This window comes from Actinomadura sp. ATCC 39365, from assembly GCF_054392275.1.
On the sequence record NZ_CP184335.1, the window covers coordinates 2,308,503 to 2,327,137 of the forward strand.

At 72.4% G+C, this 18,635-nt stretch carries 18 protein-coding genes; 10 read left to right on the top strand and 8 right to left on the bottom strand.

Features of this window, described 5'->3' with window-relative positions; translation table 11 throughout:
• Positions 1–34: 34 nt before the first annotated feature.
• The 7 genes from ACNF49_RS11685 to ACNF49_RS11715 form a co-directional block, all read right to left on the bottom strand.
• Positions 35–1,306 (bottom strand): S1 family peptidase, encoded by a 1,272-nt coding sequence (locus tag ACNF49_RS11685; protein WP_357973429.1) that lies wholly within the window; start codon positions 1,304–1,306, stop codon positions 35–37.
• A gap of 101 nt (positions 1,307–1,407) precedes the next feature.
• Entirely contained in the window at positions 1,408–2,355 is a 948-nt protein-coding gene (locus ACNF49_RS11690; protein WP_482943671.1) for a DNA polymerase ligase N-terminal domain-containing protein, read from the bottom strand.
• A gap of 32 nt (positions 2,356–2,387) precedes the next feature.
• Positions 2,388–3,062 (bottom strand): FadR/GntR family transcriptional regulator, encoded by a 675-nt coding sequence (locus tag ACNF49_RS11695; RefSeq protein ID WP_482943672.1) that lies wholly within the window; start codon positions 3,060–3,062, stop codon positions 2,388–2,390.
• A 25-nt stretch (positions 3,063–3,087) separates the two neighbouring features.
• Positions 3,088–4,113: an MBL fold metallo-hydrolase gene (locus tag ACNF49_RS11700; protein WP_357973423.1), complete on the bottom strand. Its 1,026-nt coding sequence runs from the start codon at positions 4,111–4,113 to the stop codon at positions 3,088–3,090.
• A 37-nt stretch (positions 4,114–4,150) separates the two neighbouring features.
• Positions 4,151–5,266: a steroid 3-ketoacyl-CoA thiolase gene (locus tag ACNF49_RS11705; RefSeq protein ID WP_482943673.1), complete on the bottom strand. Its 1,116-nt coding sequence runs from the start codon at positions 5,264–5,266 to the stop codon at positions 4,151–4,153.
• Positions 5,267–5,309: 43 nt separating this feature from the next.
• The gene (locus tag ACNF49_RS11710) at positions 5,310–6,314 is read right to left on the bottom strand and encodes a sigma-70 family RNA polymerase sigma factor (RefSeq protein WP_482943674.1); all 1,005 of its coding nucleotides are present in this window, start codon (positions 6,312–6,314) and stop codon (positions 5,310–5,312) included.
• A gap of 67 nt (positions 6,315–6,381) precedes the next feature.
• Positions 6,382–7,032, bottom strand: coding sequence for a TetR family transcriptional regulator (locus tag ACNF49_RS11715; RefSeq protein ID WP_357973414.1), 651 nt, complete (start codon positions 7,030–7,032; stop codon positions 6,382–6,384).
• A gap of 187 nt (positions 7,033–7,219) precedes the next feature.
• Between ACNF49_RS11715 and ACNF49_RS11720 the strand changes: the two genes are divergently transcribed.
• From ACNF49_RS11720 to ACNF49_RS11750, 7 genes are read left to right on the top strand one after another with little or no spacing between them, the layout of a single operon-like run.
• A complete protein-coding gene (locus ACNF49_RS11720) occupies positions 7,220–8,824 on the top strand; it encodes an AMP-binding protein (protein WP_482943675.1) in 1,605 nt (534 codons plus the stop codon).
• Complete coding sequence (locus tag ACNF49_RS11725; RefSeq protein WP_357973408.1) at positions 8,824–9,837, top strand: acyl-CoA dehydrogenase family protein; 1,014 nt, start codon at positions 8,824–8,826, stop codon at positions 9,835–9,837. Before ACNF49_RS11720 ends, ACNF49_RS11725 begins: the two co-directional genes overlap by 1 nt.
• On the top strand, positions 9,837–10,991 hold the full coding sequence (locus ACNF49_RS11730; RefSeq protein WP_357973405.1) for an acyl-CoA dehydrogenase family protein: 1,155 nt from the start codon (positions 9,837–9,839) through the stop codon (positions 10,989–10,991). The genes ACNF49_RS11725 and ACNF49_RS11730 overlap by 1 nt, the downstream gene beginning before the upstream one ends.
• The gene (locus ACNF49_RS11735; protein ID WP_482943676.1) at positions 10,988–11,938 is read left to right on the top strand and encodes a bifunctional MaoC family dehydratase N-terminal/OB-fold nucleic acid binding domain-containing protein; all 951 of its coding nucleotides are present in this window, start codon (positions 10,988–10,990) and stop codon (positions 11,936–11,938) included. The genes ACNF49_RS11730 and ACNF49_RS11735 overlap by 4 nt, the downstream gene beginning before the upstream one ends.
• Positions 11,935–12,330 carry a MaoC/PaaZ C-terminal domain-containing protein gene (locus ACNF49_RS11740; RefSeq protein WP_358002996.1) on the top strand — a complete coding sequence of 132 codons (396 nt, stop codon included), beginning with the start codon at positions 11,935–11,937 and terminating at the stop codon, positions 12,328–12,330. Before ACNF49_RS11735 ends, ACNF49_RS11740 begins: the two co-directional genes overlap by 4 nt.
• Entirely contained in the window at positions 12,330–13,496 is a 1,167-nt protein-coding gene (locus ACNF49_RS11745) for a lipid-transfer protein (RefSeq protein ID WP_357973396.1), read from the top strand. The genes ACNF49_RS11740 and ACNF49_RS11745 overlap by 1 nt, the downstream gene beginning before the upstream one ends.
• Positions 13,497–13,537: 41 nt before the next feature.
• Positions 13,538–14,263, top strand: a complete 726-nt coding sequence (locus tag ACNF49_RS11750) for a DUF981 family protein (protein ID WP_482943677.1) — start codon at positions 13,538–13,540, stop codon at positions 14,261–14,263.
• Positions 14,264–14,267: 4 nt separating this feature from the next.
• On the opposite strand, the gene ACNF49_RS11755 is transcribed toward ACNF49_RS11750, so the two are convergent.
• Positions 14,268–15,923, bottom strand: a complete 1,656-nt coding sequence (locus tag ACNF49_RS11755) for an RNA polymerase sigma factor (RefSeq protein WP_482943678.1) — start codon at positions 15,921–15,923, stop codon at positions 14,268–14,270.
• A gap of 263 nt (positions 15,924–16,186) precedes the next feature.
• Here ACNF49_RS11755 and ACNF49_RS11760 point away from each other — a divergent pair, with 263 nt between their 5' ends.
• Genes ACNF49_RS11760 through ACNF49_RS11770 form a run of 3 tightly spaced genes read left to right on the top strand, consistent with a single transcriptional unit; the run spans position 16,187 to position 18,598 of the window.
• Positions 16,187–17,239, top strand: coding sequence for an ABC transporter ATP-binding protein (locus tag ACNF49_RS11760; protein WP_357973387.1), 1,053 nt, complete (start codon positions 16,187–16,189; stop codon positions 17,237–17,239).
• Positions 17,232–17,909, top strand: a complete 678-nt coding sequence (locus tag ACNF49_RS11765; protein WP_357973384.1) for an ABC transporter permease — start codon at positions 17,232–17,234, stop codon at positions 17,907–17,909. Before ACNF49_RS11760 ends, ACNF49_RS11765 begins: the two co-directional genes overlap by 8 nt.
• Positions 17,906–18,598, top strand: coding sequence for an ABC transporter permease (locus ACNF49_RS11770; protein ID WP_352352265.1), 693 nt, complete (start codon positions 17,906–17,908; stop codon positions 18,596–18,598). The genes ACNF49_RS11765 and ACNF49_RS11770 overlap by 4 nt, the downstream gene beginning before the upstream one ends.
• The last annotated feature ends 37 nt before the right edge of the window (positions 18,599–18,635 follow it).

Here is an 18,635-nt window from a genome sequence, read left to right on the forward strand (position 1 = left end):
CGCGGCCGGGCCCCCGCCCGGCCGCCGTCCTCGTTCAGTGCACCTGTACGTACGCGCCGAAGGCCAGCGCCACGTCCCACACCCGGGAGAAGACGATCACCCGGCCGCCGTCCAGCCCGCCGCAGGCGACCGGCTTGCTGATGGCCGACGTGATGCCCTGCGCCGCGACGTCGTCGAACCAGTTGGTGTAGGAGTAGACCGGGCCGCCGCTGTCGCCGTGGGCCACGGCGCAGCCGCCGACGACGCTCTTGGCCCTGACCATGTGCTTGACGTACTGCCCGTTCGTGTACGTGCCGCTCCACCCGGTCTCGGTCACCTTGATCAGGCAGTACTCGCCCAGCGACGCCCCCGAGTTGCACACGAAGTTGCCGACGTACGCCTTCCACAACGCGACCACCCGGTTGCTGGTGGAGGCGGCGGGACCGCCGTCGAAGACGTCGGCCGTGGCGTCGGCCAGGACGATCGCGGCGTCCCGCTTGGGCAGCCGCCACTGCAGGTCGCCCATGCGGTTCGCCGGGCTGCCCGAGCCGCCGCCGTCGTAGAAGGAGTCCCAGAACTCCCCGCAGTGGGCGGCGGTCAGGAAGCCGGGATTGCCGTTCTTGTCGTAGACGGCGAACCCCGAGGTGCAGCCGGAGCCGGTCCTGGCGTTCCAGGTCCGGCCGCCCGCGTAGTAGCTCGGGACGTCGTCCTGCCTGCTGTAGGCCGGGTCGAAGCGCTCGCCGCGCTCCAGCGTGATCGGCGCGGTGGCGCCGCCGGGCCGCTGGAGCTGGTCGGGGGCGGTGTCCTCGTCCGGGACCGACAGCCGCACGCCGCTCCCGTCGGCCGCGGGGGCGGCGCCCGTCACCTGCCCGGACTCGCTCCACCTGTCGGCCTCGGCGAGGAGGTCGGCGTAGGAGAAGGCGGACGGGAGCACGGAGACCGGGGCGGTCAGCCGGCCCTCGTCGACCACGGCCCGCACCGGCGCGGGCACCTGGCCCTTCCAGTACAGGCGGACCTCGTGGTTCTCGGGCGCGACGACCACCCCGCCGTACCCGTCGGAGGTCTCGGCCACGGCCGTGACGCGGTCGGCGACGGCGTTCAGCCGGGTCTGCTCGGTGAAGAGCGCGTCCCAGCTCGCGAAGCCGCCGGGGACCTGGCCGCGCGGGCCGGTCGAGTCCCTGGCCGGCGGCTTGGCCCCGGTGTCGGCGGACTGCCGGGTGAGGTCGGGGCCGGAGGCGGTGACCGCCGAGGCGGCTCCGGTGCCCAGGAAGGGCACGACGGCGCACGCCAAGATCAGCACCGTCCGGCGTAAGCGAATGTTCTGCATGGATCCCCCCATGTCTGGATGAGGGGCCATCACAGCAGGCGATCCGGCACGCCTTCCGCGTCCAAGTACCGCTCCGCGCTGTGCTCTGCGGGCTTGCGGCCTCAGGAGGGGATGAACAGCCAGGACGTGGACGTGCCGGACTCGTAGCGGGAGTCCAGGCGTTTGGCCACCACGCCGGGCAGGCCCTGCTCGCGCGCCGCCTGCCGGACCGCGCCCGCCTCGCCGGGCCACGAGGGCGCGGTCTGCCAGCGGGGGCCGGCCAGCCCCAGCGACTCCAGGGCGGCTCGCCGGTCGGCGAACGGCTCGTCCACCAGGGAGCGGCCCTCGTCGTACAGCAGGTCGTGCACGACCAGGATCTCGGTTCCGGCCAGCGTGACCACCTCGCCGTCCAGCACCGCCGTCCGGCTGCCGAACGACGCGGCCAGCGGGCGCAGCCAGGGATGCTCGCGGGCGGCCGTCGTGCGTCCGCCGTCGACGGGCACCAGGAGCCGGCGTCCGCCCCAGGCGAACTCGAAGGCGTAGGCGGCGGCGTCCCTGGGCGGCCGGGCGCGCTCGGTGGGCAGCATGGGCTCCACGTCGGGGAACGGATCGCGGACGGGGGCGTCCATGCGGTGGATCATCCAGTTCTTGCCCCGCGTCCGGAACAGCACGAACCGCCCGGAGGCCCGCCGGCCGTGCAGGACGAACTTGACCTCGCGCTCGGACCACTTCTCGGTCTCGTACGTGCCGGTGTCCCAGACGGTCATGGTGCCGCCGCCGTACTCGCCCTTGGGGATCTCGCCGTGGAAGGTGAGGTACTCCATCGGATGGTCCTCGGTGTGCACCGCCAGGTGGTTGGTGCCGGGGTCGGCGGGCAGGCCCTTGGGGACCGCCCAGGAGGCCAGCACGCCGTCGCGTTCCAGCCGCAGGTCCCAGTGCAGGGACCGGGCGTGGTGCTCCTGGATGACGAACGCGGCGCCGCCACCGTCCTCGGGAGGGGTGGCGGGTACGGGCTCGGGGGTCCGGCTGGGGTCGCGTTTGCTGCGGTATCGCTCCAGTTTGTCGGCCACGACACGGTTACTACCCGGGGAACGGGTGCCGATCAGTCGAGGGCCTTGCGCAGCCACGCCTCCACGCCCGCCACGTGCACGGTGGCCCACGACCGCGCCACGTCCGGCTGACGGGCGGCGATGGCCTCGTAGATCGCGGTGTGCTGCTCGCGGGTCTTCTCCATCGCGCCCTCCTGGGTGAGGCCGCGCCACACCCGGGCCCGAGTGGTCGGACCTGACAGGCTCTCGATGAACGAGCAGAGCACGCTGTTGCCCGACCCGCGCGCGATGCGCTGATGGAACTCCAGGTCGTTGGCGACCAGCTCCTCGACCGTCGGCTGCGCGGGCAGCGAGTCGAGGATGCGCCGCAGCTCCTCGATGTCCTCCTCGCGCATCAGCTCGGTGGCGAGGGCCGTCGCGGCCGGCTCGAGGATGCGCCGCACCTCGAAGAACTGGATCACCGTGTCGTCGCGGTGCAGGTCGAGCACGAACGACATGGTGTCGAGCAGCAGGTGCGGCTCCAGGCTGGTGACGTACGTGCCGTCGCCCTGGCGCACGTCGAGCACGTTGATCAGGGCGAGCGCGCGCACGGCTTCGCGCAGCGAGTTGCGCGACAGGCCGAGCCGCTCGGCGAGGTCGGCCTCCTTCGGCAGACGGTCGCCCGGGGTCAGCTCCCCGGAGAGGATCATCTGCTTGATCTTGTCGATGGCCGCGTCGGTGACCGCCACACTCTTCTCCCTAGACATCGGATGTCTAGGAGTCTAGAGCCTGGAAGCGTACGGGATCGACGTCCGGGACGCGGCGGATCAGGCCCCGGGTCTCCAGGGTGCGCAGATGGGCCGCGGCCTCGCCGGCCGCCATGCTGCGCAGCACGGGGGCCAGGTCGTCCCAGGGCCGGTTCCAGGTCATCATCGAGGCGACCTCCCAGATGGTCAGCGGTCGCGACCGCTCGGCCATGAGGGTGCGCAACCGGATCAGCTTCTCCTCGTGATGGTGGCGGATCTCGGCGGCGCGCGCGGCAACATCGGGAAATATCCACTCGTGCGCTGGCAGGGCGTCGAGGGGGCCCAGCTCGCCGACCCGGTCGAGCGAGTCCAGGAAGTCGCCCAGGGGATCGATGTCGTCCCGGTCGTAGGGATAGATCCCGATGTGCGGGGTGATGTCGGGAAGGACGTGGTCGCCGGTGAACAGCCGGTCGGCGTCCTCCAGATGCAGGCAGATGTGGCCCGGCGTGTGGCCGGGGGTGTGCACGGCGCGCAGCTTGCGGCCCGGCAGCTCCACCAGGTCGCCGTCGCGCAGCTCGCGGTCGGGCAGTGCGGGCGGCGTCGGCCGGGTGCCCATCGCCTCGCGCACCTCGCCGGGGTCGGCGCCGGCCCGCCTGAGCATGTCGGACTGGAAGCTCGCGTGCTCCTCCGCGGCGAACCGGTGCATGAGCCGGACCAGCGCGGCGTCCTCCTCGTGCATGGCGATCCAGGCCCCGGACGCCTCCTTGACCTGCCCGGCCAGCCCGGCGTGGTCGGGGTGGAAGTGGGTGACGACCACGCCGCTCACGGCGGCGACGTCGAGCCCGAGCGCGGCCAGGCCGCCGCTGAGCGCCTCCCAGGCGTCGGGATGGTTCCATCCGGCGTCCACCAGCACCGGCCCGCGCGGCGACTCGACGGCGTAGACGAGCGTGTAGCCGAGCGGGTTGCCCGGGATGGGCACCGGCACGCTCCAGACCCCGCCGCCGAGCTCCTGCGGCCGCTGTTCCGAGTACGGCCTGCGCCTGGTCTTCCCCACCGGTTCCCCCGATCGAGCACGTGCGTTGAATGGCGGATCAGGCCAGGCGTTCGAGGATCGTCGCCGTGGCCAGCGCACCGCCCGCGCACATCGTGACCAGCGCGGTGGTGGTGTCGGAGCGTTCGAGCTCGTGCAGGGCGGTGGTGATGAGCCGGGCGCCGGTGGCCCCGACGGGATGGCCGAGCGCGATGGCCCCGCCGTTGACGTTGACCCGGTCGAGGTCGGGCTCGTGCACCGCGGCCCACGAGAGCACCACGGACGCGAACGCCTCGTTCACCTCGAACCTGTCGATGTCGCCCATGGTCATCCCGGCCGCCGTCAGCACCTTCGCGGTCGCCTCCACGGGACCGTCGAGATGATAGTAGGGCTCGGCGCCGACGAGCGCCTGCGCCAGGATGCGCGCCCTGGGCCGCAACCCCTGCCGGCGGGCCTCCTGCTCGCTCGTCACCAGCACGGCGGCCGCGCCGTCGGAGATCTGCGAGGACGTGCCCGCGGTGTGCAGGGCGCCCTCGGCGACCGGCTTGAGCCCGGCCAGGCTCTCGACCGTGGTCTCGCGTAACCCCTGGTCCCTGCGGACGGATCCGACGGGCACGATCTCCCGCTCGAACCGCCCGTCGGCCCACGCCTTGGCCGCCAGGCGCTGCGACCGCGCGCCGAACCAGTCGAGCCGCTCCCTGGTCAGCCCCCGCCGCCGGGCGATGCGTTCGGCCGCGGTGAACTGGTCGGGCAGGTCGATGCTCCAGTCGTCGGGGCGCGGCCGCGCGGGGCGCACGTTGCTGCCGAGCGGCGCCCTGCTCATCATCTCGACCCCGCATCCGACGCCGGCCTCGATGACGCCTGCCCTGATCATCGCCGCCGCCAGGTGCACGGCCTGCTGCGAGGAGCCGCACTGGGCGTCGAGCGTGGTGACCCCCGTCTGGTAGGGGAGCCCGGCGTAGAGCCACGAGTGGCGGCCGACGTGGCCGCCCTGCTCGCCGGCCTGCGTGACGCAGCCGGCGAACATCTGGCCGACCGTGGCCGGATCGATGCCGGCGCGCTGGACCAGGCCGTTCAGTGCCGCGGCCAGCACCTGCTGCGGCTTGAGCTCCGACAACCATCCCGCCCGCTTGCCGATGGGCGTGCGAACGGCCTCGACGATCACAGGTGTGCCCACAGTCGCCTCCAGAATGTTGCTCTGGCCGCGACTGTAACGCGTTCTACTTTCCGGTGGAAGCCTCGCTTCCGGCGGGGAGCTCGGCACGTAGCCCGAAAGTGTCGAAAAGCCGCAGGTCGAAGAACATGGCGACGTGGTTGATGCCTTCTTTGCGCAACGCCAGCACCATGATGGCGAAGCGGCGGTAGACGTCGCCCTCGCGGAAGTAGACGGCGAACGCGGGCTGGCCGTTGGCGGCCACGGGGAGCAGTTTGAGGTCGTGCGGCCGGCTGGCGGGGCACTGGGTGGAGACGAGCTCGCCGATCGCGTCGGGGCCTTCGTACCAGCCCACGTAGGGGGGCATCTCCCAGATCGCGTCTTTGGTGAACAGCGAGACCAGCTCGTCGACGTCGTAGTTCTCGAAGGCGGCGACGTAGCGGTCGAGCAGGTGGCGCTGCTCGGCGGAGAGCGGCTCGACCTGGTCGTCGAGGCTCGGCGAGACCTCGCTGAGCTGCGCGCGGGCCCGCTGCAGGATGCTGTTGACGGCCGCCGTGGACAGGCCGACCGCCTCGGCGACCTCGGCCGCCCGCCATCTGAGCACGTCGCGCAGGATCAGCACGGCGCGCTGGCGGGGCGGCAGGTGCTGGAGCGCGGCGACAAGCGCGAGCCGGACGCTCTCGCGCGAGGTCACGATCGAGGCGGGGTCGCCGGCCGCCTCGATCCCGGCCAGCGTGTCGGGCACCGGCTCCAGCCAGGGCACCTCGCCGTCCTGGACCAGCGGCGCGGCCGCCTCGGTGCTCGGGGCGCCGAGGCCGGTCGGCAGGGGCCGCCGGCCGCGGCTGTCGAGCGCGGTCAGGCAGGCGGTGGTGGCGATGCGATAGAGCCACGTGCGCAGCGACGACCGCCCCTCGAACCCGTCGTAGCCCCGCCAGGCCCGCAGATAGGTCTCCTGTACGAGATCCTCGGCGTCGTGCACCGACCCCAGCATGCGGTAGCAGTGTGCGAACAGCTCGCGCCGCATCGGATCGGCCAGCCGGAGGAAGTCTTCGCTCGTCGGCTTGTCGCTCATGCCCCTTGTATAGCTTCCGCCACCGACAAAAAGCCGATTAGGGCATGACGGAGATGTCCGGAAGGGGTTAGATGCCGGCCAGCAGGCGGTTCGCGGCGGTCTCGATGCGCCGCTGGATCTGGTCGTACGTGCGCCGCCCCCGCAACATCTCCAGCAGTTCCTGCACCCACACGCTGGCCAGCGAGCCCGCGAGGTCGAGCTGCTCCTCGCCGGCCTGGTCGATCGTCAGCCCGTCGGCGGACACCCGCAGCAGCAGCCCCGTCATGCGGTCGCCGAACGGTGTCTGGACCTCGGCCATGATCAACGACCGGATCAGCGCGTCGGCCAGCTCCGGCTCGCGCATCAGCCCCCGCGTGGCCCGCATGAGCACGTCGACGGCCCGGCTGGCGGGCGTGGAGGCCCCGGGCGGGCGGCGCTCGATGCTGCTCTCCAGCAGGTCGATCTCCTCGCCCACGACCGCCACGACCAGGTCCATCTTGGACGGGAAGTAGCGGTAGAGCGTGCCCAGCGCCACGCCGGCGCGCTCGGCGACCGTGCGCATCTGCATCGCCTCGACGCCGCCGCGCGAGGCCAGCGCGGCGGCGGCCTGGACGATGCGCTTGCGGCGTTGGTGCTGGCTGCGGGTGCGGACGCTGCGACCGCCCGCCGTGGCGCGGCCCTCGGTGGCCCCCTCGGTGTCGCTGGGGGGCGCGGAGAATGTCCCGGGCGAGGTACGCATAAGAACACGTTATCTGATTTCTCGGCAACGCGGCTTGTTACTCGCGAGTCACAAACAGGCCGTATTGGCCCATGTCTACGGCGTTACAGGACTATGTCGGAACATTATGCAGAGGGCCGGTACTGGACAGATATTAGAATCTGTTCTAGTTTGCCATTCGGCTTACCTAGCGCTTGCTGGAGGCTCGATGATCGCGCAGACGCTGGCGACCCTGCTCCTCGACCGGGCGCGGGACGACCGACCTGGGCTGATGTTCGAGGGCGCGGTGTGGTCGTGGCGCGAGCACGTCGCCCGCTGCCGGGCGGCGGGAGCCTGGCTGAGCGGGCGCGGCGCGGGTCTGCACGTGGGCGTGCTGGCGGAGAACGTCCCGGAGCTGCTCCTCCTGCTCGGCGGGGCGGCGCTCGACGGGCACGTGCTGGTCGCGCTGAACCCGACGCGCCCGGCCGAGGAGCTGGTCCGCGATGCCCGCGCCACCGACGTGGACCTCCTGCTCTGGGACGCCCCCTTCGCGGGCCCGGCCACGTCGGTCGCCGAGGCGCTGGGCGTGGAGAGCATGCCGCTGTCCCTGGTGTCGTCCCTGGGGGAGGGCGGCGGGCGGCCCGGTGAGGCCGCTCCCGGCGACCTGGTGATGCTGATCTTCACGTCGGGAACCTCCGGCCGGCCCAGGGCCGTCCGGATCACGCAGCGCAAGCTGGCACTGCCGGGGCTGAGCCTGGCCGCGCTGCTCACGCCCGAGGACGTCGTCTACTGCTCGATGCCGCTGTTCCACTCCGGAGCGCTGATGGCCGCCTACGCCCCGGCCGTGGCCTCGGGGGCGGCGCTGGCCGTGCGCAGGCGGTTCTCGGCCTCCGGCCTGCTGCCGGACGTACGGCGGCACGGCTGCACCTACCTGCACTACGTCGGCAAGGCGCTCTCCTACGTCCTGGCCACCCCCGAACGCCAGGACGACGCCGACAACCCCCTCAGGATCGCCTTCGGCAACGAGGGCAGCGCGGTGGCGACCAGGCGGTTCGGCGAGCGGTTCGGCTGCCGGGTGATCGACGCCTTCGGCTCCACCGAGACGGCCATCTCCTTCACCCCCGACCCCGGCGCCCCGCCCGGCAGCCTGGGCAGGCTGGGCGCGGGCGTGGAGATCCTCGACCCCGCCACCGGACGCCCGTGCCAGCCCGCCCGCATCGAGGGCGGCCGCCTGCTCAACCCGGACGAGGCCGTCGGCGAGCTGGTCAACACCGCCGGCCCCGGCCTGTTCGAGGGCTACTACAACGACCCGGACGCGGACGCCGAACGCGTCAGGAACGGTGCTTTCTGGTCCGGCGACCTGGCCTACGCCGACCCCGCCGGCCACGTCTTCTTCGCCGGACGCGGCACCGAACGCCTGCGCGTGGACGGCGAGAACCTGGCCGTCGCCCCCGTGGAGGCCGCCCTGCGCGAGTTCGGCGGCGTGGTGGAGGCGGCCGTCTATCCGGTGCCGGACGCGGCGGCCGGCGACCAGGTGATGGCGGCGCTGGTCCTGGACGGCCCCTTCGACGCCGAGGCGTTCACCGCGTTCCTGGCCGGGCGCACCGACCTGGGCCCCAAGTCCTTACCCCGCTATATCCGGATTTGTAGTGAACTTCCGCAGACCCCCTCCCACAAGGTCATCAAGCGGATCCTGGCCAAGGAGGCGTGGCGGACCGGCGACCCCGTCTGGTGGCGCTCCCCGGCCGGATTGCGCCCCCTGACCGGCGTGGACGTCAAGGCGATCGAGGACGAGTTCGTCGAGCACGGCAGGCACCACCTCTTGGAGAGCTGATGGATTTCAACCTGGACGAGACCCAGCAGGACCTGAAGAAGCTGACCGCCGAAGTGCTGGCCAAGCAAGGAGAGGGCGGCCCGGCGGCCAAGCAGGGGGAGGGCGGTCCGGCGGCCGAGGACGCGCTGTGGCAGGCCGGGCTCCTGGGCGTGTGCGCGGCCGAGGAGGCGGGCGGCGCCGGGCTCGGCCCGGTCGAGATGGCCGTGGTGCTGCGCGAGGTGGGTGCGCGGGCGGCGGCCGTGCCGGCGTTGCCCGTCCTGGTGAGCACGCTGGCCCTGGCCCGGCACGGCAGCCCTGAGCAGCGAGGGCGGGTCACGCGCGGCACCCTGGCCCGGCGCGAGCCCGGCCGGGCCCCGGCCGATCCGCCCGCCACGGCGGCCCGCCGCGAGGGCGACGGCTGGTCGCTGACCGGGCGCAAGGTCGCGGTGCCGTACCCGGCGGACGACGTCCTGGTCACCGCGGACGAGGGGCTGTTCCTGGTGGCGTCGCCGCCCGCGAGCCCCGAGTTCACCTCGACCGGCGAACCGGCCGCCACGGTCCTGCTGGACGGCACGCCCGCCGAGGCGGTGGCCGGGCCCGAGGCCGCCGCCGACGCCGGACGCCTGTTCACCGTGGCCGTCGCCGCGCAGGCGAGCGGCGTCCTGGCCGGGGCGCTCGACCTGACCACCTCCTACATCAGGACGAGACGGCAGTTCGGCCGGGCACTGGCCGAGTTCCAGGCCGTGACCATGCAGATCGCCGACGTCTACATCGCCGGACGGGCCCTCGACGTGGCCATGTGGTCGGCGGCGTGGCGGCTGGCCGAGGGCCTGCCCGCCGACGAGGACGTGGCGCTGGCCGCGTTCCACGTCTGCGAGGCCGTCAAGGCGCTCTACACCTGCCAGCACCTGCACGGCGGCCTCGGGCTCGACGTCACCTACCCGCTGCACCGCCACTTCGCGCAGGCCAAGCACCTGTCCCACCTGCTCGGCGGCGCCGACGCCCAGCTCGACCTGATCGGAGCCCTCGTCTGATGCTGATCGACCTGACCCGGGAGCAGCGCGCGCTCCGCGACGAGCTGCGCGAGTACTTCCGCGGCTGCCTGACCGCCGAGGACCGCGCGAAGATCGCCGACGACCCGTTCGGCGAGGCGTACATGGAGCACTGCCGCCGGCTCGGCCGCGACGGCAAGCTCGGGCTGGGCTGGCCCAAGGAGTACGGCGGGGGCGGGTACGGCCCCCTGGAGCAGCAGATCTTCGCCAACGAGATCGCCCGCGCCGGGGTGCCGTACCCGATCATCACCGTGCAGACGGTGGGCCCGACGCTGATGCAGTACGGCACCCGGGAGCAGAAGGACCGGTTCCTGCCGCGCATCCTGGCCGGTGAGTGCCACTTCGCGATCGGCTACAGCGAGCCCGAGGCCGGCACCGACCTGGCCTCCCTGCGCACCACGGCGGTGCTGGACGGCGACCACTACGTCGTCAACGGCCAGAAGATCTTCACCAGCGGCGCGCACTACGCCCAGTACATCTGGCTGGCCGCCCGGACGAACCCCGAGGCCAAGAAGCACAAGGGCATCACGATGATGATCGCCGCCACCGACGACCCCGGCTACTCCTGGACGCCGATCGTCACCATGGACGGCCGCCACCACACGAACTCCACCTACTACTCCGACGTGCGCGTCCCGGTGGACATGGTGGTGGGCGAGGTGGACCGCGGCTGGGACCTGATCGTCAACCAGCTCAACCACGAACGGGTCACCCTCGGCCCGGCCGGCAACCTCGGCCAGACCTACGACCGCTTCCTCGCCTGGGCCAGGCACGCCGGGCTGACCGACAATCCGGACGTACGCCGTGCCCTCGCCCGGGTGTGGGCCGCCTTCCGTACGAACGAGCTGCTCAACTGGCAGGTCGCGGCGAACATGGACCTCGGCTGGCTGGGCGCGCCCGACGCCTCGGCCACCAAGATCTACGGCTCCGAGCGCATGCAGGAGATCGGCCGCCTGGTCTGCGACGTCGTGTCCAGACACGGCGACCCGTCGGACCCGGAGACGGCCGAGCTGGCCGAGCGCATGGACCACGCCGTCAAGGGCGCGGTGGTGCTGACGTTCGGCGGCGGGGTCAACGAGGTGCAGCGCGAGCTGATCGCGATGCTCGGCCTGAGCCTGCCGAGGCCGCCGCGATGACCGACCCGACGACCGCCGCGACGACCGGCGGGATGACCGGCCCGATGACCGACGCGGAGCTGCACGAGCTGGCCGGCAAGCAGATGGCGATGGGGGAGCTGCGCGGCACCCCGGCCGCCGACCCGGTGAACGCGCCCATGATCCGCCACTGGCTGGCGGCCATGGGCGACGCCAACCCGCGTTACCTGGAGGAGGGCGTGGCCCCGCCCGCGATGGCCCAGGTGTGGACCATGCAGGGGCCGGGGTCGCCGGCCAAGGACCGCTCGCCGGTGGACGACCTGCTGGCCGCGCTCGACGCCGCGGGCTTCACCGGGGTCGTGGCCACCAACTGCGAGCAGACCTACCACCGGTACGCCAGGATCGGCGAGCTGCTGACCCCCGGCACCCGCTTCACGTCGCTGGCCGGGCCGAAGCGCACCGCCCTGGGCGAGGGCTACTTCGCCACCTGGAACGTCACCTGGTACGGCGACGACGACCAGCCGGTCGCCGAGATGCTCTTCCGGGTGCTGAAGTTCCGCCCGAAGGCGCCCGCCCCGCGCGCGCGGGAGCCGTACCCGCTGCGGCCGGCGGTCAACGCGGACACCGCGTTCTTCTGGGAGGGGGCGCGGCACGGCGAGCTGCGCGTCCAGAGCTGCGCGGACTGCGGGGAGCTGCGCCATCCGCCCGGCCCGATGTGCCCGAACTGCCGCTCGGGGAACCGGTCGCACGCCGTCGTGAGCGGCCGCGGCACCCTCTACAGCTACGTCGTCCACCACCATCCGCCGGTGCCGGGGCGCGAGGTCCCGTTCGTGGTGGGCGTGGTGGAACTGCCGGAAGGAGTACGGATCGTGGGCAACGTCGTGGACTGCCCGGTCGAGAAGGTGGAGGTCGGGATGGCCCTGCGGGTGACGTACCGGTCGATGGACGACGAGCTCGTCCTGCCGATGTGGACGCCGGAGGAGCCGTGACCCCCGCCGCCGGAACGGCCCTGCCCGAGCTGGCCGTGGACCTGACCCCCACGACGGTGATCGCCACCGCCCTGGCCACCAGGGACTTCACCCCCGTGCACCACGACACCGCCAAGGCCCGCGCCCAGGGCTCGAAGGACATCTTCCTCAACATCCTCACCACCATGGGCCTGGTGGAACGCTACGTCACCGACTGGACGGGCCCGGAGGCGGTCATCACCAGCATCAACGTCAAACTGGGCGTCCCGGCGTACGCGGGGGACCGGCTGAGCTTCAGCGGTGTGATCGTCGAGCGCGACGGCGACCGGTACACCGCGCAGGTGCGCGGCAGGGTGAGCCTGGGCGACCACGCCACCGGCACCGTCACCTTCGTCCTGCCCGGGAGCGCGTGATGCCGGGCGGACGGGCCGCGATCGCGGGCATCGGGGCCACCGAGTTCAGCAAGGACTCCGGCCGGTCGGAGCTGCGGCTGGCGGCCGAGGCCGTGCTCGCCGCCCTGGACGACGCCGGGGTGCCGCCGTCCGACGTGGACGGCATGGTGACCTACACCCAGGATGCCAACCAGGAGATCGCCGTCGCCCGGGAGACCGGCGTCGGCGACCTCACCTTCTTCTCCCGCGTCGAGTACGGCGGCGGCGCGGCCTGCGGCACGGTCGCGCACGCGGCGATGGCCGTGGCCACCGGCATGGCCAGGACGGTGGTCTGCTACCGGGCCTTCAACGAGCGCTCGGGCCGCCGCTTCGGCCAGCCGAACGCCCGGCTGACCGGGGAGCCCACCTCCCAGGGCCTGGAGATGAGCTGGCACGTGCCGTACGGGCTGATGACCCCGGCCGCGTGGGTCGCCATGTTCGCGCGGCGGTACATGCACGAGTTCGGGGCGACGTCGGAGGACTTCGGGCGGGTGGCGGTGGCCATGCGCCGGCACGCCGCGACCAACCCGGCCGCCTGGTTCCACGGGCGGCCGATCACGCTGGCGGAGCACCAGGCGTCCCGGTGGATCGTGGAGCCGCTGCACCTGCTCGACTGCTGCCAGGAGAGCGACGGCGCGGTGGCCCTGGTCGTGACGTCCGCCGAACGCGCCCACGACCTGCGCAGGTCGCCCGCGGTGATCACGGCGGCGGCGCAGGGCGCGGGCGCGGGCCAGATGATGATGACGAGCTACTACCGGGACGACATGAGCGGCCTTCCGGAGATGTCGGTCGTCGGCCGGCAACTGTGGAAGATGTCCGGGCTGTCCCCGGCGGACATCCAGACGGCCATCCTGTACGACCACTTCACCCCGTTCGTCCTGGCCCAGCTGGAGGAGCTGGGCTTCTGCGGACGCGGCGAGGCCCCCGACTACCTGCGGGACGGCGGCATCGAGCTGGACGGCCGCCTGCCCGTCAACCCGCACGGCGGCCAGCTGGGCGAGGCGTACATCCACGGCATGAACGGCATCGCCGAGGCGGTCCGGCAGATCAGGGGGACGGCCGCCAACCAGGTGGCCGGCGCGCGGAACGTCCTGGTCACGGCGGGGACCGGGGTTCCGACGAGCGGCCTGATCCTGTCGGCGTCGTGACCGTCAGTTAAGAGAAAGGTGCACAGGGTAATCATCCCTGTATGAGTGGATTCTGGGAGGTCCTGGCGCAGCCGGAGTTGAAGATCGACTGGGCCAGGATGCCCACCTACAACACGATCATGGCGGTCGCCGCCGGCGTCGGGTTGCTGCTCGTGGTCTCCTTCGGCCGCCGGCTGCTCAGGGGTGACCCGCTGGAGCACGTGGACGGCTGGGCGCTGGCGTTCGGCGCGGTCGGGGCCGTCCTGGCGGTCACCGGGCTGCACATGACGCTCACCTGGCCGCTGGCCGGGCAGGGCTTCCCGTTCGACAACATCATCTTCGGGGAGCCCTCGCTGGCGTTCGGCGTGCTGCTGCTGGCCGCCGCGCTCTACTTGTGGAAACGCTGGGGCTTGAGCACCGTGGCGCCCGACCGGCGCAAGCTGGTGGCGCGCACGGCCGGGCCGATCTCGCTGTTCGTCTTCGGCATGGGGCTGGCCTGCTTCGGCATCGCGGCGGCGGGGTGGACGTACACGCTGTTCGCCGCGCCGCCGCAGGAGCCGATCTCGGGGGCCTTCGCCGACCTGCCGCTGCTGGAGGCCACCTTCATCTCCGGCCTGTACGTGCTGGTCGGGGTGGGTGCGGTGCTGTTCCCGTTCGCGCTGCGGGCCAGGGGCGGCCCGGTGACGACCGTCACCGGGGTGTGCTGGGGGATCGCCGGGGCGGCGTTCCTGCTGTTCGGCGCGCTGAACTACTTCACCCACATCGGGCTGATCGTCAACACCATGTAGGCGCTCACGGGCCCATGAACATCGGCACGGAGAAGAACACGATCATCGCGATGGCCACGCAGATCAGGAACCCGATCAACTCCCAGGCCCAGTCGTAGTGCCGTTCCCTGCGCCGCTTGAGCGCCTTCTTCCTGGCCGCGGCCTTCTTCTTGCCCGCCGGCTGCTTGCGGGCGCCGGGCTTGGCGCCGCCTCTCCCCGGCGAGCGGGCCGGCTCGGCGCCGGGTTTCCGGCGGGACGGGTTCTGGAGGTCGCGCGCGGGGTCCGGGTAGCGCGCGCGGTCGGCTTCGAGCTCGCGGGCGAGCTCGAAGGCGAAGTCCGCCGCGCGGCTGCGCCCGGACGGCGCCGCATCCTCGGACAGGGCCGGGTCGGCCAGAGCCGGGTCGGACAGGGCCGGGTGGGACGGCGCCGGGGCGGATGGGGCCGGGGCGTGGGGTGACTCGGGGGCGGGCATGCGGTAGACCGGTTCGGCGGCGGCCCTGGACCTCGGGGTGAACAGCGGCGCCGCCTCCTTGCCCGGCTGCTCCGCCGCCAGGGGACGCCGGGGAGCGGGGGCCGGGTCCTGACCCGCCGGAACGTCCCTGATCGCGGGCATCTCCTGGGTGATGGGCTCGTCGTCCAGCACGTCCGCGGGTATGGGCGCGGCCAGGAAGAAGGGCCGCTCCCCGGGCGGGGGGACGACGGCGCCCGCCACCCGGCCCTCGGCCGGAGCGGCGGGTGGCGCGGTGAAGTCCCCCGTGCTGAACGGCCCGGCGGACGGGGCCGCGACCTCAGGCAGGGGCTGCGCGGGCTGCGGGGGCTTGGTCAGGAACGGCCGTACGGCCGCCGCCCGCGCGGCCGGGTCCCGCAGCGGCCACATCGAGTCCAGCGCCCCGAGCGGGTCGCGCAGCTTGGGCATCGGCGCGGTCGTCGCCTCGTGCACGGACGGCCGTCCGGCGGGCGGCGGCGCGAGCAGGTCCGCCGGGAAGATCCCGGTGCTGGTGGCCGGGTCGGCCTCGGCGAGCGGCAGCGGCCACTGCGGCGGCGCGGGCCAGAGCGGCTTGACGAACAGCGGCCCCGGCTCGGCCGGCACCGATCCCGCGAAGTGCACCCGCAGGATCGCGGGCGGCTCCGGCCAGGGCAGACGTCCCAGGACGTCGCGCAGCGGCGCGACCGCGAGCGCGCCGTAGACGTCGGCGACCGGCTTCGGCATCCGTCCGCCGGCCAGCGCGGTCAGGGCCATGTCCAGGACCTCGCGGAACCGGTGGCCCGCCCCGAAGGCGAGCTCGTCGGCGGTGTCGGGGGCGACGTCGAGCACCCAGGCCAGCTCGGCCCGGCTCAGCCCGCACACCGCGCACAGCACCAGCACCTCGCGCTGCTGCGGGCGAAGCTCGCGCAGCACGCGCTCGACCAGCGCCGAGGCCGGGTCGATGAGCGGGTCCACGACGGGCGGGGCGTAGACGACGTCCCGCCGGTGGATCTGGCGGCGGGCGTAGGCGTACAGGGCGGCACGGGGCGGGGCGACGTCGGGGACGCCGGCGAGCACGGACGCCAGGACGTCGGACGCGGCGCCCGGATCGCCGAGCTGGTCGGCGCAGTACGCGAACAGCCCGGCGGCATGGCGGTCGTAGAGCTCTGCGATCAGTTCTGTGCGGGGGCGCTGACCGGTGAGCGGCTGGGACACGGGGCCGATCCTCTTGCTAAATGTGCGGACGCTGAGGTGAGGGGTACGCGTCTGGAGTTTGTGGAGGTAATCATGCCAACTCACCCAGGCCCGGCGCACCACTTGATCGGAAATTCCGGTAAATCTCCCTGGTCAGTGAAGCGTTTAAGCCGTCCCCCGTGGGGACACAGGGGTGCGGGTCGCCGTAGTCTTGTGGGCCACCGAGATCATGCGGCGGTCGTGGCAGGGGGGCCGCGGCCCTGCCATCGAGCGAGAGGTCACGCGTGATCACATTCGACGCTGTCACCAAACGCTATCCAGACGGCACCACCGCCGTGGACGCCCTTTCCCTTGAGGCGCCCACCGGCGAGATCACCGTGCTGGTTGGCCCTTCGGGCTGCGGGAAGACGACGTCCCTCCGGATGATCAATCGCATGATCGACGCTTCCGAGGGACAGATCCTCCTCGACGGGGTGCCCGTGAGCGGCATCGACCCGCCCACGCTGCGCCGCGGCATCGGGTACGTCATCCAGCAGGCCGGCCTCTTCCCGCACCGGAAGATCGTCGACAACATCGCGACGGTCCCGTACCTGCTGGGCTGGGACAAGAAGAAGGCCCGAGCGCGGGCCATGGAGCTGCTCGAACGCGTCGGCCTCGACCCGGCCTTCGCCGGCCGCTATCCCTTCCAGCTCTCCGGCGGGCAGCAGCAGCGCGTGGGCGTGGCCAGGGCGCTGGCCGCCGACCCGCCCGTGCTGCTCATGGACGAGCCGTTCAGCGCGGTCGACCCGATCGTCCGCACCAGCCTCCAGGACGAGCTGCTGCGGCTGCAGGCGGAGCTGAACAAGACCATCGTGTTCGTCACCCACGACATCGACGAGGCGATCAAGCTCGGCGACCGCGTGGCCGTGCTGCGCGTGGGCGGGCGGCTGGCCCAGCTCGCCGACCCCAAGACGCTGCTGTCGGAGCCGGCCGACGACTTCGTCCGCGAGTTCCTGGGCCACGACCGGGGGATCAGGCGGCTGCAGTTCATCTCCACGAAGGGGCTGCGGCTGCGTACCGACCTGACCGTGCGCGAACGGGCGGCGAGCGGCGAGCCGTGGCTGCTGGTCGTGACCCCCGACGACCGGCCCGTGGGCTGGTTCGCCGGGTCGCGGCCCGAGGAGCTGGAGCCGTACGGGACGTTCGTGCTCGGCCGCGACTCGATGCGCTCGGCCCTGGACGCGGCGCTGCTGTCGCCCTCCGGCTGCTCGGTCGCCGTGGACGAGGACGGCAGGGTCGTCGGCGTGGCCACCAGGGAGGCCCTGGACGAGGCGCTGGCGGAGGCCGCCGATGCGTGAGGGTCCGCCCAGCATCTGGGAGTGGATCGCGCGCAACTGGGACACCGGCCGCGCCGACAGCATCAGGAACCTGCTGACCGACCACCTGACCATGTCCGTGGTGCCGATCCTGGCCGCGCTGGTGCTGGCGTTGCCGCTCGGGCTGGCCTGCGTGCGCTGGCGCTGGCTCTACCAGCCCACCTCGGGCCTGATGAACGTCGTCTACGCGCTGCCGTCGCTGCCGGTGTTCATGTTGCTGATCTCGGTGACCGGGCTGTCGCAGACCACCGTGATCATCCCGCTGACCTTCTACGGCATGGCCGTGCTCATCCCGGCCGTGGTCGACGGGCTGAACTCGGTGCCCGACCACGTGCGCCAGTCGGCCGTCGCGATGGGGTTCACGCCCATGCGCCGCCTGCTGCAGGTCGAGCTGCCCATCGCCACGCCGGTGGTGCTGGCCGGGCTGCGCGTGGTCGCGGTCTCCAGCATCAGCCTGGTCAGCGTGGGCGCGCTGATCGGCCAGGGCGGGCTCGGCGGGCTGTTCACCCGGGCCTACCAGAACCCGTTCATGCCGCCGGTGGTCACCGGCATCGTGCTGATCGTCGCGCTGGCGCTGGTCGCCGACGGCCTGCTGGTCCTGGCCCAGCGCCTGCTCACCCCCTGGGTGCGCGCGCGGAAGGGGACGTCGTGAGCTGGTTGGGCTCGTTCTTCGGCTGGCTGGCCGACTTCTTCGGCACCGGGGCGAACTGGGCCGGCCCCGACGGCATCCCGGCGCGGCTGCTGGAGCACCTGGAGTTCTCGGCCCTGGCGCTGGTGCTGGCGATGCTGATCGCGGTGCCGCTGGGGCTGGCCATCGGCCACACCGGCCGGGGCGAGGTCGTGGTCGTCATCTCGGCGAACCTGGCCAGGGCGCTGCCGACGCTCGGCCTGTTGGTGCTGTTCGTGCTGCTGCTCGGCACGTCCTCGATCTGGCCGGTGATCATCCCGCTGGTGCTGCTGTCGGTGCCGCCGATCCTGGTCAACACCTACGAGGGGATCAAGGGCGTCGACCCGGAGCTGCGCGACGCGGCGTACGGGATGGGGCTGCGCGGCGGGCAGGTGCTCGGCCGGGTGCTGGTCCCGGTGGCGCTTCCCCTGATCCTGCTCGGGCTCAGGCTGTCGGCGATCCAGGTGGTCTCCACCACGACGGTCGCGGCGTACACGGGGCTCGGGGGGCTCGGCCGGTTCGTGATCGACGGTTTCGCGACCAAGGATTATGCGAGCGTTGTGGGGGGTTCAGTACTGATTGTGCTGTTCGCGCTCGTCGTGCAGATCGTGTTCGCCCTCATCCAGAGGGTGACCGTTTCGCCGGGGGTGAGCCAGAGACTGAAGGTTCGATAGTCTCCGGTATTACCTGCCGCTTTAGAAGGGAAATTCA

Coding starts and splice junctions, on each gene's coding strand:
- ACNF49_RS11750 (WP_482943677.1), top strand. CDS start 13,538: ATGAGTGGATTCTGGGAGGTCCTGGCGCAGCCGGAGTTGAAGATCGAC.
- ACNF49_RS11735 (WP_482943676.1), top strand. CDS start 10,988: ATGACCGACCCGACGACCGCCGCGACGACCGGCGGGATGACCGGCCCG.
- ACNF49_RS11725 (WP_357973408.1), top strand. CDS start 8,824: ATGGATTTCAACCTGGACGAGACCCAGCAGGACCTGAAGAAGCTGACC.
- ACNF49_RS11710 (WP_482943674.1), bottom strand. CDS start 6,314: ATGAGCGACAAGCCGACGAGCGAAGACTTCCTCCGGCTGGCCGATCCG.
- ACNF49_RS11765 (WP_357973384.1), top strand. CDS start 17,232: ATGCGTGAGGGTCCGCCCAGCATCTGGGAGTGGATCGCGCGCAACTGG.
- ACNF49_RS11745 (WP_357973396.1), top strand. CDS start 12,330: ATGCCGGGCGGACGGGCCGCGATCGCGGGCATCGGGGCCACCGAGTTC.
- ACNF49_RS11720 (WP_482943675.1), top strand. CDS start 7,220: ATGATCGCGCAGACGCTGGCGACCCTGCTCCTCGACCGGGCGCGGGAC.
- ACNF49_RS11685 (WP_357973429.1), bottom strand. CDS start 1,306: ATGCAGAACATTCGCTTACGCCGGACGGTGCTGATCTTGGCGTGCGCC.
- ACNF49_RS11715 (WP_357973414.1), bottom strand. CDS start 7,032: ATGCGTACCTCGCCCGGGACATTCTCCGCGCCCCCCAGCGACACCGAG.
- ACNF49_RS11730 (WP_357973405.1), top strand. CDS start 9,837: ATGCTGATCGACCTGACCCGGGAGCAGCGCGCGCTCCGCGACGAGCTG.